General features: G+C 67.1%; 12 protein-coding genes. 10 read left to right on the top strand and 2 right to left on the bottom strand.

Annotation, left to right across the window (positions count from 1 at the left end; translation table 11 throughout):
* Positions 1 to 65 precede the first annotated feature (65 nt).
* Positions 66 to 1,139, top strand: a complete 1,074-nt coding sequence (gene ftrA, locus AC1DX2_RS21680) for a transcriptional regulator FtrA (protein ID WP_477198495.1) — start codon at positions 66 to 68, stop codon at positions 1,137 to 1,139.
* On the opposite strand, the gene AC1DX2_RS21675 is transcribed toward ftrA, so the two are convergent.
* A complete protein-coding gene (locus tag AC1DX2_RS21675; RefSeq protein ID WP_477198494.1) occupies positions 1,031 to 2,347 on the bottom strand; it encodes an MFS transporter in 1,317 nt (438 codons plus the stop codon). The genes ftrA and AC1DX2_RS21675 overlap by 109 nt on opposite strands.
* 24 nt (positions 2,348 to 2,371) lie before the next feature.
* Between AC1DX2_RS21675 and AC1DX2_RS21670 the strand changes: the two genes are divergently transcribed.
* A complete protein-coding gene (locus AC1DX2_RS21670; RefSeq protein WP_477198493.1) occupies positions 2,372 to 2,842 on the top strand; it encodes a CYTH domain-containing protein in 471 nt (156 codons plus the stop codon).
* 37 nt (positions 2,843 to 2,879) lie between these two features.
* Here the strand turns inward: AC1DX2_RS21670 and AC1DX2_RS21665 are convergent, their stop codons facing one another.
* The gene (locus AC1DX2_RS21665) at positions 2,880 to 4,451 is read right to left on the bottom strand and encodes a YifB family Mg chelatase-like AAA ATPase (protein ID WP_477198492.1); all 1,572 of its coding nucleotides are present in this window, start codon (positions 4,449 to 4,451) and stop codon (positions 2,880 to 2,882) included.
* A gap of 221 nt (positions 4,452 to 4,672) precedes the next feature.
* Here AC1DX2_RS21665 and AC1DX2_RS21660 point away from each other — a divergent pair, with 221 nt between their 5' ends.
* The 8 genes from AC1DX2_RS21660 (at position 4,673) to AC1DX2_RS21625 (ending at position 13,465) form a co-directional block, all read left to right on the top strand.
* On the top strand, positions 4,673 to 5,452 hold the full coding sequence (locus tag AC1DX2_RS21660; RefSeq protein WP_477198491.1) for a TorF family putative porin: 780 nt from the start codon (positions 4,673 to 4,675) through the stop codon (positions 5,450 to 5,452).
* A 25-nt stretch (positions 5,453 to 5,477) separates the two neighbouring features.
* Positions 5,478 to 5,816, top strand: a complete 339-nt coding sequence (gene glnK, locus AC1DX2_RS21655) for a P-II family nitrogen regulator (protein ID WP_477198490.1) — start codon at positions 5,478 to 5,480, stop codon at positions 5,814 to 5,816.
* Positions 5,817 to 5,849: 33 nt separating this feature from the next.
* Positions 5,850 to 7,379: an ammonium transporter gene (locus tag AC1DX2_RS21650; protein WP_477198489.1), complete on the top strand. Its 1,530-nt coding sequence runs from the start codon at positions 5,850 to 5,852 to the stop codon at positions 7,377 to 7,379.
* 159 nt (positions 7,380 to 7,538) lie between these two features.
* Entirely contained in the window at positions 7,539 to 8,405 is an 867-nt protein-coding gene (locus tag AC1DX2_RS21645; RefSeq protein WP_477198488.1) for an aldose 1-epimerase, read from the top strand.
* Positions 8,402 to 9,325 (top strand): SMP-30/gluconolactonase/LRE family protein, encoded by a 924-nt coding sequence (locus AC1DX2_RS21640; RefSeq protein ID WP_477198487.1) that lies wholly within the window; start codon positions 8,402 to 8,404, stop codon positions 9,323 to 9,325. Before AC1DX2_RS21645 ends, AC1DX2_RS21640 begins: the two co-directional genes overlap by 4 nt.
* 67 nt (positions 9,326 to 9,392) lie before the next feature.
* Positions 9,393 to 10,493: a glycolate oxidase subunit GlcE gene (gene glcE / locus AC1DX2_RS21635; RefSeq protein ID WP_477198486.1), complete on the top strand. Its 1,101-nt coding sequence runs from the start codon at positions 9,393 to 9,395 to the stop codon at positions 10,491 to 10,493.
* Positions 10,494 to 10,580: 87 nt separating this feature from the next.
* A complete protein-coding gene (glcF, locus tag AC1DX2_RS21630) occupies positions 10,581 to 11,810 on the top strand; it encodes a glycolate oxidase subunit GlcF (RefSeq protein WP_477198485.1) in 1,230 nt (409 codons plus the stop codon).
* On the top strand, positions 11,807 to 13,465 hold the full coding sequence (locus tag AC1DX2_RS21625) for a M1 family metallopeptidase (protein ID WP_477198484.1): 1,659 nt from the start codon (positions 11,807 to 11,809) through the stop codon (positions 13,463 to 13,465). The genes glcF and AC1DX2_RS21625 overlap by 4 nt, the downstream gene beginning before the upstream one ends.
* Positions 13,466 to 13,472: the final 7 nt, after the last annotated feature.

The raw sequence follows: 13,472 nt of genomic DNA, 5'->3' as shown, positions 1-13,472 counted from the left end.
GTGGGCAAGGGTAGGGCGGTGGTACAGTGGCGGAAAAGACATTACCCGGTGAAAAACCGCCAAGCATGAAACCCCCGAGGCTACCGAAACAGTCCCAGCCAGCCCTGGCGGACGCTGTCCCTTCTGCGCCAGCAGGCCCTGGTCAGGTGGTGGTGCTGGCGTATGACGGTCTGGCCTTGTTCGAATTCGGCATTGCCACCGAACTGTTCGGTTTGCCACGCCCCGAGCTGGGCGTGCCCTGGTACGGCTTCAAGATTGCCAACGTGGACAGCGCACCCTGCCGCACCCTGGGTGGCCTGCAGATCGCGGCCCGCCATGGACTGGCCAGCCTGCGGCAGGCCCACACCATCGTGGTGCCGGGCTGGGGGGTGGACAAACCCGCTTCACCGGCGCTGGTGCGCGCCTTGCAGGCGGCGCAGCATCGCGGTGCGCGTTTCCTGTCCATTTGCTCAGGCGCTTTCCTGCTGGCGCGCGCCGGCCTGCTGGATGGCAAGCGTGCCACCACGCATTGGCGCTATGCCGACGCTCTGAGCGCGCAGTTTCCACAAGTGCAGGTGGTGCCCGACGTGCTGTATGTGGATGAGGGCCAGGTCATCACCTCGGCCGGCAGTGCCGCCGGGCTGGACGCCGGCCTGCACCTGATACGGCGCGACTTCGGCTCGGCCATCGCCAACCAGGTGGCGCGCCGGCTGGTGGTGACCCCGCAGCGCAGTGGCGGCCAGCGGCAGTTCATTCCGGCACCGGTGTATGCCGGCGCCAACAAGAAGTTCGACGGCGTGCTGGCCTGGGCGCAGGCGCACCTGGAGCAACCGCTGCAGGTCAAGGCGCTGGCCGACCAGGCGGCGATGAGCGAGCGCAACTTCCTGCGCCGCTTCAGCGAAACCACCGGCAGCGCGCCCAAGGCCTGGTTGCAACAGGCCCGCATGGCGCGCGCCAAGGAACTGCTGGAGGCCAGCGACTTGCCCCTGCAGCAGGTGGCCGAGCGCTGTGGCTACCCGGCGCTGGAGACCTTTCGCGCAGCGTTTCGCCGTCAGGTGGGTTTGCCGCCCACAGCGTACCGGCTGCGCTTTTGCGCCAGCACCAGCGCCACCACCGCCAGCACAGCCACCAACAGCCACAGCCACAGCGCGGGGCTGTAGCCACTGGCGCTGCTCCACAGCGCGCCCATGGCCAGCGGCGCAGCGGCGCGTGCCAGCGCCAGCGGAAACCCCAAGGCGCCGTTGAGCGCCGCCACATGCTGGCGGTCCACATACTGCGCCACTGCAGTGCCGCGCACGATGGTCAGCATGCCATTGCCCATGCCCCACAGCAGCACGAACAGCCACACCAGCGCCAGTTGCACGCCCAGGTGCGCGCCGCCCAACCACGGCGCGGCCAGCAGTGCCGCCAAGCCGAGCGGCACCAGGCAGGGAATCAGCCGGTTGGCCAGGTGCAGGTTGAAGCGGTGCTCAAAGAAATACAGCAACACGCGCCCCAGCACCTGCATCACGCCGATGCTGGCCGGCACCGCCACCGCCCAGGTCTCGCTCAGGCCGTTTTCGCGCAGCAGGTTCACCATGTGCGGTGGCAGCGCGGCGGTGACAGCCATCATCAGCACCACGAAGGCTCCCACCAGCAGGAAAGGTGCGCTGCGCAAATGGTGGGCCAATGCGTTGCGGTCGTCCGGCGCAGCGGTGGCAACGGTCGCTGTGCTGGTTGCGCTGGCGGCAGCCGTGGTGCCTGGTGGCTGAGTTGTTGGTGCCGGTGCAGGGTGCGGCGCTGCGGTGGGTGAGCGCAGCACCCAGGCGTGCAAAGGCGCGCACACCAGCAAATGCAGTGCCGCCAGCACCAGCAGTGCATGGCGCCAGCCCAGCGCGTCCATCAGCCACGCCGTGGTGGGGATGAACACCGTGCTGGCCAGCCCGCCCAGAAAGGTCAGCGTGATGATGGCGCGGCGAAAGTCGCGCGGAAAGCGCCGCGTAACGATGGCGAACGCCGGTGTGTACAGCGTGGCCGCCATGGCGCAGCCCATGGCCAGCCAGGCCAGGTAGAAGCCCGCCAGGCTGTGGATGAAGGCATGGGCGGCCAGCGCGGCGGCGGCCAGCAGCGAGCCGGCCGTCATCACGCGGCGCTCATGGCCGGCGTCTATCCAACGGCCCAGCGGGTAGGCCAGCAGGCCTTCGGCCAGCAACGCCAGGCTGAAGGCCAACGAGCTTTGCGCGCGCCCCAGGCCCAGCTCACGCTCCACCGGCGCCATCAGCAGCGCGAAGGTGTAGAACAAGGTGCCCCAGCTGATCAGCTGCGCCAGCGACAGCCACAGCACGAAGCGGCGGTTCTGGGGGGAGTAAGTGCCGGCGGCGGCTTGCATCAGGTCTATCTTCTACACTGGGCCATGGGCACGGAGATTGAGCGCAAATTCCTGGTGACGGGCGATGGCTGGAAAGCCAGCGGCCAGCCACAGCGCATGACGCAGGGCTACCTGTGCCGCGACGCCGCGCGTACGGTGCGCGTGCGTCTGGCGGGTGAGCAGGCTTTTCTGACCGTCAAGGGCACCAGTGTAGGCGCCACGCGTGCCGAGTTTGAATACCCTGTTCCCGTGGTCGACGCGAAACAACTGCTGGCACTGTGTGATGGCCCGTTGATCGACAAGACGCGCTACACGTTGACGCATGCCGGCATGGTGTGGGAAGTGGACGAGTTCCACGGCGACAACGCCGGGCTGGTGGTGGCCGAGATTGAGCTGACCAGCGAAGACCAGGCATTTGAGCCTCCGCAGTGGTTGGGTCGGGAGGTGACGGATGACCGGCGCTATTTCAACTCCAGCCTGGCGGTGCAGCCTTATTCAAGCTGGGGGGAGGCTTGATGGGCGCCGCGCGGTGGTCCACGGCCCTCCGGGCCCATCACAGCGTAGCCTTCAACACCCGCCGGTACTGAATCGCCTCCGCCACATGCGCTGTCTGCGTGGTCGCCGAGCCCGCCAGGTCGGCAATGGTGCGGGCCACCTTCAGCGCCCGGTGCGTGCCGCGCGCTGACCAGCCCAGGCGGGCGGCAGCCTTGTTCAGGAACTTCATCGCCGCGTCGTCCAACTGGGCGTGGGCGTCGATCTCCTTGCCGGCCAAGGCCTGATTGGACTTGCCCTGGCGTTGTTCGGCGCGTTGGCGCGCGGCCGCGCAGCGTTCGCGGATGTTGGCGGTGGTTTCGCCGGCGGGAGCTTGCAGCAGGTCGTCTGGCGCCATGGCCGGCACTTCCACGTGCAGGTCGATGCGGTCCAGCAGCGGGCCGCTCAGGCGGCCCTGGTAACGCGCCACCTGGTCGGGTGTGCAGCGGCAGGGCCTCAAGGCGGAGCCCAGGTAGCCGCAAGGGCAGGGGTTCATCGCCGCCACCAGCTGGAAGCGCGCCGGAAAGTTGATGCGCCGGGCGGCGCGCGAGATGGTGATGTGGCCAGACTCCAATGGTTCGCGCAGGGCCTCCAAAGCCGCCCTTGGAAACTCAGGGAGCTCGTCGAGGAACAGCACCCCATGGTGCGCCAGCGAAATCTCCCCCGGCTTGGGTGGTGAGCCACCCCCCACCAGCGCCACCGCGCTGGCCGAATGGTGCGGGCTTTGTGTCGGCCGCACCGCCCAGTGCTCCAATGAAAAGCGCCCGCTCAGGCTGGCAATTGCGGCGCTTTGCAGCGCCTCTTCGGTGCTCATCGGCGGCAGCAGGCCGGCAAAGCGCTGCGCCAGCATCGATTTGCCGGCGCCCGGCGAGCCCATCAGCAGCAGGCTGTGGCCGCCGGCGGCGGCAATCTCCAGCGCCCGCTTGGGCCCGACCTGGCCTTTGACGTCGGCCAGGTCGGCATAGTGCCGGCAATTGGCGGGCGGCTGGTGGGCCACGCGGGCCCAGCCGGCCTGGCCACTGCCTGCGGCTTCGTCGGCCACCGCGTCGGCGGCGGCCACGGCGGCATCGGAGCCGGCGGGCAGGAACTGGCGCACCACGTCCAGCAAATGGCGGGCGCGGTAAACCTGGGCATCGGGCACCAGCGCGGCTTCGTCGGCGCTGTCGGTTGGCAGCACCAGCCGGGTGGCGACGTGCTTGCTTTGCAGCGCCACCGCCATGGCCAGCGCGCCACGCACCGGGCGCAATTCACCCGACAGCGACAACTCGCCGGCAAATTCATAGCCCTTCAACCGGCTGCCGTCAATTTGCCCGCTGGCCGCCAGGATGCCCAGCGCCATGGGCAGGTCGTAGCGGCCGGAGTCCTTGGGCAGGTCTGCGGGCGCCAGGTTGATGACGATTTTCTTGTTGTTGGGGAATTCCAGGCCTGCATTGGCAATGGCCGAGCGCACGCGCTCACGGGCCTCTTTCACCTCCACATCGGCCAGGCCCACCAGCGTGAAGCTGGGCAGGCCATTGGCCAGATGCACCTCCACGGTGACCGCTGTGGCCTGCAGCCCGACCAATGCGCGGCTTTGCACCAGAGACAAGCTCATCAACGTGCCCTCCATCGTGGTGCGTGCTCAGGGCTGCCCTGCGCACCAAAACGCACCTATTTGGTGCAAACTGGATATATACACAGATATCTTAGCAGATATGAGCCCATAACGCAGCACCTCGCACAGCCCACGCGCTTGGGGGATTTCACGTGGCATGGATCGTGCTGGACCCGACTGGTCCCCTATCAATATTCCCTTTAATTCATCGGAGAAACCCCATGGCCCAGAAATCAAAAGTAGCGATCGCCCTGTTCAGCTTGTTGGCCTGCGGCAGCGTGTTTGCCCAAGCCAAGGCACCGGAACCGGACTACACCCTGTCGTTCAACATCGGGGCCGTCACCGAGTACCGCTACCGTGGCATTGCACAAACGCACTTCGACGCCACGCTGCAAGGCGGCATCGACTACGTGCACAAGAGCGGCTTCTACATCGGCACCTGGGGCTCGGGCATCAAGTGGATCGAGGACGCCGGCAAAATGGCCACCCCTCCCCGCAGCATCGATGGCAGCCTGGAGTGGGACATCTACGCCGGCTACAAGTTTGAAGTCGCCAAGGACGTGACACTGGACCTGGGCTACCTGCGCTACCAGTACGTCTCCAACGGCCTGGACAAGGTGCCCGGCTGGACCAACGCCAACACCGATGAGCTGTACGCCGCCATCACCTTCGGCGTGTTCACCGCCAAGTATTCCTACAGCGTGTCTGACCTGTTCGGCACTGTCAACAGCAAGGGCAGCGGCTACCTGGACCTGAGCGCAGCCTTCGACCTGGGCAATGGCTTCAGCCTGACGCCGCACATCGGCCACCAGAGCTTCGCCAACAACGGCGCGTTCGACTACACCGACTACTCGCTGACGCTGGCCAAGGACTTCGGCAATGGCTTCTCGGTGACCGCCGCGGCCATCGGCACCGATGCCAACAAGACTTTGTACGTCACACCCAAGAACGAATTCACCGGCAAGAGCGCGCTGGTGCTGGGCGTGAAGTACTCGTTCTAACCCTATTCACTGCCCAGGAGAACACATGAAACTCGTAACGGCCATCATCAAACCGTTCAAGCTCGACGAGGTGCGCGAAGCCCTGTCGGCGATCGGTGTGCAAGGCATCACGGTGACCGAGGTCAAGGGCTTCGGCCGCCAGAAAGGCCACACCGAGCTGTACCGCGGCGCGGAGTACGTGGTGGACTTCCTGCCCAAGGTCAAGATCGAGGCGGCGGTGGCCGACGAGTTGGTTGACCGCGTGATCGAAGCCGTGGAGGGCGCTGCCCGCACCGGCAAGATCGGCGACGGCAAGGTCTTTGTCTACAACCTGGAGCAAGTTGTGCGAATCCGCACCGGTGAGACCGGCAAGGAAGCGCTGTAACCGCCCGCCCATAAACCACAAGAGAACTTCGACATGAAAAAATTCCTCGCTTCCCTGGTGCTGGGCATAGGCCTGTTGGCCGGCGGCACCACCGTCGCGCTGGCGCAGGCACCGGCTGCTGCCGCATCGGCGCCGGCTGATGCGGCTTCGGCTGCCGCGCCTGCTGCTTCCGCAGCTGCGCCGGCTGCTGCTGCTGCCTCAGCCCCGGCTGCCGCAGCTTCCGCCGCGCCGGCCCCGGTGCCCAACAAGGGCGACGTTTCCTGGATGATCGTGGCCACGCTGCTGGTGATCATGATGTCCATCCCCGGCCTGGCCCTGTTCTATGGCGGCCTGGTGCGCAGCAAGAACATGCTGTCGGTGCTGATGCAGGTGTTCGTCACCTTCTCGCTGATCGTGGTGCTGTGGTGCGTCTATGGCTACAGCCTGGCGTTCACCGAGGGCAACTCGTTCATCGGCGGGTTCGACCGGCTGTTCATGAAGGGCTTGTTCGATCCGATGAAGGGTGAGTTCGCCATGGCTGCCACTTTCAGCAAGGGCGTGGTCATTCCCGAGTTGCTGTTCATGGCTTTCCAGGCCACGTTCGCCGCCATCACCTGCTGCCTGATCATCGGCGCCTTCGCCGAGCGCATCAAGTTCTCGGCCATGCTGATGTTCATGGTGCTGTGGTTCACCTTCAGCTACGCCCCCATCGCCCACATGGTGTGGTTCTGGATGGGCCCGGACGCCTACACCGCCAAGGAAGTGGTGGACGCCACCAACGCCAAGGCCGGCCTGATCTGGCAATGGGGCGCGCTGGACTTCGCCGGCGGCACCGTGGTGCACATCAACGCCGCTGTGGCGGGCCTGGTGGGCGCCTATGTGATCGGCAAGCGCACCGGCTACGGCAAGGAAGCCTTCACGCCGCACTCGCTGACGCTGACCATGGTCGGTGCCTCTTTGCTGTGGGTGGGCTGGTTCGGCTTCAACGCCGGTTCCGCGCTGGAAGCCGGCAACTCCGCCGTGCTGGCCTTCATGAACACCTTCTCCGCCACCGCAGCCGCCGTGCTGGCCTGGTGCCTGGGTGAAGCGCTGATGCGCGGCAAGGCCTCCATGCTGGGTGCTGCCTCTGGTGCCGTCGCCGGCCTGGTGGCCATCACGCCGGCCTGCGGCAACGTTGGCCTGATGGGTGCCATCATCATCGGCTTCATCGCCGGCTTCGCCTGCCTGTGGGGTGTCAATGGCCTGAAGAAGGTGCTGGGTGCTGATGACTCGCTGGACGTGTTTGGCGTGCACGGTGTCGGCGGCATCGTCGGTGCGCTGCTGACCGGTGTGTTCAACAACCAAGCCCTGGGTGGCCCCGGCCTGGTGGGTGACTGGGTCACGGCTGCCGTGTCCTCGGTGCCGATCATGGACCAGGTGTGGATCCAGACCAAGGCCGTGCTGGTGACCATCGTGTGGTCCGGTGTGGTGTCGCTGGTGGCCTACAAGCTGGTCGACATGGTCATCGGTCTGCGCGTGTCGGAAGAAGACGAGCGCGAAGGCCTGGACATCACCTCGCACGGCGAGACGGCTTACAGCCGCTGATCGCGAACGGCATGCAGGGCGGTGGCGGGTTGGTGCCGCCGCCCTGGTTTTCGAGAGCGTCTCCAAGGATTCGCCCGCCAGAGCCTCAGGCTCCCGGCGGGCGTTTTTTTGCCTGCGTTTTTCTCGCACAGGCCTGCCCGTGCAGGCACAATGCGGGGCATGAGTTTCCCCGTCCAGTTGACCAGCGGCGCCCTGCGCTGCGACATCAAGCCCGAGCTGGGCGGCTGCATCGCCGGCTTGTGGCTGGGTGATGTGCCGGTGCTGCGCTCCACGCCCGCGCAGACCCTGAGCGCGGTGCGCCAGGCCGGCAGCTTCCCGCTGGTGCCGTTTTCCAACCGCGTGGCACAGGCGGCACTGCAATGGGCCGGCACCAGCCACCCGCTGGTGCGCCTGCGCGCCGACGAGCCGCACGCCATCCATGGCGTGGGCTGGCAGCGGCCCTGGAGCGTGCTGGACCAGCAGGCCGATTTCGCGCTGCTCGCCTTCGAGCACCAGGCCGATGAGGCCTGGCCTTTCGCCTTCGACAGCTCACAGGCCTTTCGCCTGACCGGCGACACGCTGGAGCTCACGTTGAGCATCACCAACCAATCCGCCGTCGCCGCGCCGGTGGGGTTGGGTTGGCACCCTTATTTCGTCAAGCGCGCAAACAGCCACATCCGCTTCGCCGCCGCCGGGCGTTGGGAAATGGGCACCGACAAGCTGCCCACCCACCGTGCCCCTTCCACCGGCCTGGACACGGATGTGGCCACGTTGACGGTGGACCACTGCTTCGACGGCTGGAGTGGCCAGGTCGAGTTGATTGACGAGCTGCTGCGCGTGCGCATCAGCGCCAACCTGAGCCGCTTGGTGGTCTACACCGGCGCCGCGCTGGACGTGGTGGCCATCGAGCCCGTCAGCCATGTCAACAACGCCATCAACCTGGTGGAGTCGGGCCGGGTGCAGGGGTTGGACCTGGGCGTGCGCGTGCTGCAGCCCGGCGAGTCCATGTCGGCCGAAATGAGCATTCACGTGGAGCGCAACGCATGACCTGGCAAACCATCACGTCCCAGCCCTGCCAGCTGGGTGAGTCGCCGTTCTGGCACCCGCAGGAGCAACGGCTGTACTGGGTGGACATCAACGGCAAGCAGCTGCTGCGTTGTGATGCGCAAGGCGACGGCCTGGAGACCTGGGACATGACTGCCCCCGCGCTGGAGCCCGGTTGCATCGCCCCGGCGCGGCGCGGCGGCCTGGTGGTGGCGCTGCGTGACGGCGTCTACCGCGCGCCGCAGTGGCGCGGCGCGCTGACCAAGATCGCCAGCTTCGACTACGACCCCGCCCGCGCCCGCTTCAACGACGGCAAGTGCGACACCCTGGGCCGCTTCTGGGCCGGCACCATGTGCGACCAGCGCGGCGAGCGCACCGCCAAGCTGTACTGCGTGGATGGCCGTGGCGGTGCAGCCCCCCAGGTGCAAGCCATGGTGGGCGACGCCGGCACCGCCAATGGCCTGGCCTGGTCGACCGACAACACCACGCTGTATTGGGCCGACACGCCTACCCACGCCATCCGCTGCTGGGACTGGGATGCGCAGGCCAACACGCTGGCCGGCGAGCGCGTGCTCAAAAGCTTCCCCTTCAAGCCCGAGGGCTGGCAACCCGGCCAGCCGGGCTACCTGGGCCGGCCCGACGGCGCCTCGGTCGATGTGGAAGGCAACTACTGGGTGGCCATGTACGAAGGCCGCCGGGTGCTGAAGCTGTCCCCCACCGGTGAGCTGTTGCAAGACATCCCGGTGCCGGTGCAGTGCCCCACCATGCCCTGCTTCGGCGGGCCGGACCTGAAGACGCTGTACCTCACCAGCGCCAGCAAGACCCGCTCGGCGGAGGAGCTGGCTGCAATGCCTTTGTCGGGTTGCGTGCTGGCGATGCGGGTGGAGGTGCCAGGGCTGCCCGTCAATTTCTATGAAGATTAGCGGCTTGGCGCCGCCTTTACCTGATCGTTGCGGATTGCATCGCTGCGGCGCAGGCTAACATTCAGGCATGGACCCCGCCCTCGCCGCCATCGTTGATCAGGTCAAGGCCGCCACGGCGGCCGGCATGCCGCTGCGCATTCGCGGCGGCGGCAGCAAGGATTTTTATGGCCAGGTGCTGCAAGGCGAGCTGCTGGACACCCGGCCCTTGCACGGCATCACCAGCTACGAACCAAGTGAGCTGGTGGTCACCGTGCGCCCCGGTACGCCGTTGGCCGAGTTGGAGGCGCTGCTGGCCCAGTCCGGCCAGTGCCTGCCGTTCGAGCCGCCGCACTTTGCCCAGCACGATGCTTCCGGCGCGGCCCGTGTCGCCACCTGTGGTGGCATGGTGGCCGCCGGCTTGAGCGGCCCGGCCCGCGCTAGCGTGGGCGCGCTGCGTGACTACGTGTTGGGTGTCACCATGCTCAACGGCCAGGGTGAGCTGCTGACCTTCGGCGGCCAGGTGATGAAGAACGTGGCCGGCTATGACGTCTCGCGCCTGTTGGCTGGCTCGTTGGGCGTGCTGGGGCTGATCGTCGAGGTGTCGCTGAAGGTGCTGCCCCAGAGCGCCGCCCAGTGCACGCTGCTGTTCGAGATGGACGAAGCCATCGCGCTGAACAAGCTCAACCGCTGGGCCGGCCAGGCCCTGCCCATCAACGCCAGTTGCTGGCACGCCGGCGCGTTGATGGTGCGCTTGCGGGGTGCCCAGGCGGCCGTGGCCGCGGCGCAAAAAACCATGGGCGGCGATGTGATGGACGAGTCGCAACAACAGCTGTGGCAGGCCCTGCGCGAACACAGCGCGCCCTTCCTGGCGGTGGACGAAGACGCTGGCGAAACCCTGTGGCGCCTGGCCCTGCCCGACACCACACCACCGCTGCCACTGGGCCCCACCTTGGTGGAATGGGGCGGTGCGCAACGCTGGGTCAAGCGGGTGGCGTCCGACGCTGCCGTGGTGCGTGCTGCCGCCGCCGCCGCTGGCGGCCACGCCACGCTGTTTCGCGGCGCCGGCAAGGCCAGCACACCCGTCTTCACGCCGCTGGCGCCGCCGCTGGACCGCATCCACCGAGAGCTGAAAAAGCAGTTCGATCCGGCCGGCATCTTCAACCGTGGCCGCATGTACGCTGAATTTTGAATATGGCCCCCACGTTCGTCACTACCGTGTACTCTCTGCCCCCCAAGGGGGTCGTCGCCGCCTCGGGGCGGCCCAGCGGCGGCTAGCATGCAAACCCAGCTCGCTCCAGAGTACCAAGGCACGCCCGAAGGCCGCGAGGCCGAGGCCATCCTGCGCAAATGCGTGCACTGCGGCTTTTGCACCGCCACCTGCCCCACCTACCAGTTGCTGGGCGACGAGCTGGACGGCCCGCGCGGCCGCATCTACCTGATGAAGCAGGTGCTGGAGGGCGAAACGCCTACCCGCAAGACCCAGCTGCACCTGGACCGCTGCCTGACCTGCCGCAACTGCGAAACCACCTGCCCCAGCGGCGTGGACTACGGGCACCTGCTGGACATTGGCCGCAAGCTGGTGGATGCCAAGGTGCCGCGCCCGGCCAGCGAGCGCGCCGCCCGTTGGGCCTTGAAAGAGGGCTTGCCCTCGCCGCTGTTTGCCCCGGCGTTGAAGATCGGCCAGATGGTGCGTGGCCTGCTACCGCCGGCGCTCAAGGCCAAGGTGCCGCCGGCGCAGACGGCCGGCACCTGGCCCAGCACCACCCACGCGCGCAAGGTGTTGCTGCTGGAAGGCTGCGTGCAGCCCGCCATGTCACCCAACATCAACCTGGCCACCGCCCGCGTGCTGGACGCCGTGGGTGTGCAGTGCGTGCGTGCTGCTGGCGCTGGCTGCTGCGGCGCTGTCAAATTCCACCTGAACGACCAGGCCGGTGCGCTGGTGCAGATGCGCGCCAACATCGACGCCTGGTGGCCTCACGTTGAGCGGGGTGCCGAGGCGGTGATGATGAACGCGTCCGGCTGCGGCGTCACCGTCAAGGACTACGGCCATGCGTTGAAAGACGACCCGGCCTATGCCGACAAGGCAGCGCGCATCAGCGCGCTGACGCGCGACTTGAGCGAATGGCTGCCCGAGCTGGCCGACAAGCTGCAGGGCCGCGTCAAACCACCGGCAGGCATGCAGGTGTTCCACCCGCCCTGCACGCTGCAGCACGGCCAGAAGCTGCGTGGCGGCGTCGAGCAGCATTTGAAGGCGCTGGGTTTTGACGTGCGCGCGCCGCTGAATGAAGCCCACTTGTGCTGCGGCTCCGCTGGCACCTATTCCGTGCTGAACCCCGAAATCTCACACGCGCTGCGCGACCGCAAGCTGGCGCATCTGCAGCAGCAGGCACCCAGCCACATCATCTCCGCCAACATCGGTTGCATCACCCACCTGCAAAGCGGCACCGACACGCCGGTGCGCCACTGGGTGGAGCTGCTGGACCAGGCGCTACACACCCCACCATGATTCGTGTCATTCCTTTCGCGCTGGCCCTGGTGTTGACCGGCTGTGCCGCCTTTGCCCCACCGCCGCTGGACCCCGAGGTCGCCGAAACCTCGCTGCCGCTGTCGGCCAACATGCAGGCCTACCATGTGCAGCAGTACACGCTGACGCTGGAAGTGCTGCCCGAGAGCAAGACCTTGCGCGGCAGTGGCGCCACCCAGTTGCGCGCGTTGGCGCCGCTGTCGGTCGTGGAGCTGCGGCTGGACAGCCGCTTTGGCATTGACGGCGTGCAGGTTGATGGCCAGGCCACCACCTACCAACGCCAAGGCGGCCTGCTGACCATCGCCTTGCCCCGGCCGCTGCCGGCCGGTGGCCAGGCCACCGTCACCGTGGCCTACCAGGGCGCGCCGCACGTGGCCAAACGCGCACCGTGGGACGGCGGCATCGTCTGGGCCACCACGCCGCAGGGCCAGCCCTGGGTGGCCACGGCTGTGCAGGGTGAGGGGTGCGACCTGTGGTGGCCTTGCAAGGACCACTTCGCCGACAAGCCCGACCGCGTGGCCATGGCCATCACCGTGCCCAAGGGCCTGAGCGCAGCCATGAACGGCAAGCTGCAAGACGTGAAGGAACTGCCCGACGGCCGCCGCAGCTTCCACTGGCTGCTGGGCGTGCCCACCAGCGACTACAACATCGCGCTGAACGTCGGCCCCTATGTGCGCATCCAGCAGAGTTACGCCGGCATCAATGGCACGGCCATCCCGCTGGAGTTCTGGGCGCTGCCGGACAACGAGGCCAAGGCGCGCGAGATGTTGGACAAGGATCTGCGCGGCCAGCTGGAGTTCTTCGAGAAGGTGCTGGGCCCCTACCCCTGGGGCAGCGAGAAGCTGGGCTTTGTGGAGACCCCGCACCTGGGCATGGAGCACCAGACCATCAACGCCTACGGCAAGGGCTACAAGCGCGACATCAACGGCTACGACTGGCTGCTGCAGCACGAGCTGTCGCACGAGTGGTTCGGCAACCTGATGACGCACCGCCGCTTCAACGACGCCTGGCTGCACGAGGGTTTTGCCGCCTACATGCAGCCGGCCTATGCGCAATACCGGTTTGGCGAGGCGGCCTACCACCACGGCATGTACGCGCGCTACCTGCAGCTGAAAAACTGCGCCCCGGTGGTGCTGCCCGGCGACCCCAAGGGCGGCGCGGCCTTTGCGTCAGACATCTACGGCAAGGCCGCCTGGACGCTGCACACGCTGCGCTGGCTGATGGGTGACGAGGCCTTCTGGCGCGCCACCCGTCGCCTGCTGTACGACACCGCCACGCCCTGGCAACTGCCATACCCGCTCACCACCCGCTACCGCTCCACCGAAGACTTCATCGCCATCGTCAACCAGGAGGCCAAGCGCGATTTCATCTGGCTGTTCGACGTCTATCTGCGCCAGGCCGCGCTGCCCGAGCTGGTGCTGGAGCGCACGCCCACGCAGTTGAAGCTGCGCTGGCAGGTCGAGGGTGGAAAGCCCTTCCCCATGCCGGTGCCGCTGGCCATCAACGGCCAGTTGCGCGTGGTGCAAATGCCCGACGGTGCGGCTCAGATCGATGTGGCGCCGGCCGACCACGTGCAGGCCGACCCCGAGATGAAGTTGCTGCGCAAGCTCGATCTGATCGACACTTGCAAGAAATAGGGCCCCC

It is taken from the genome of Hylemonella sp. P2_B10 (genome assembly GCF_056404875.1).
Note: the sequence above shows the minus strand (reverse complement) of the source record. Positions and strands in the feature narration are given on the sequence as shown.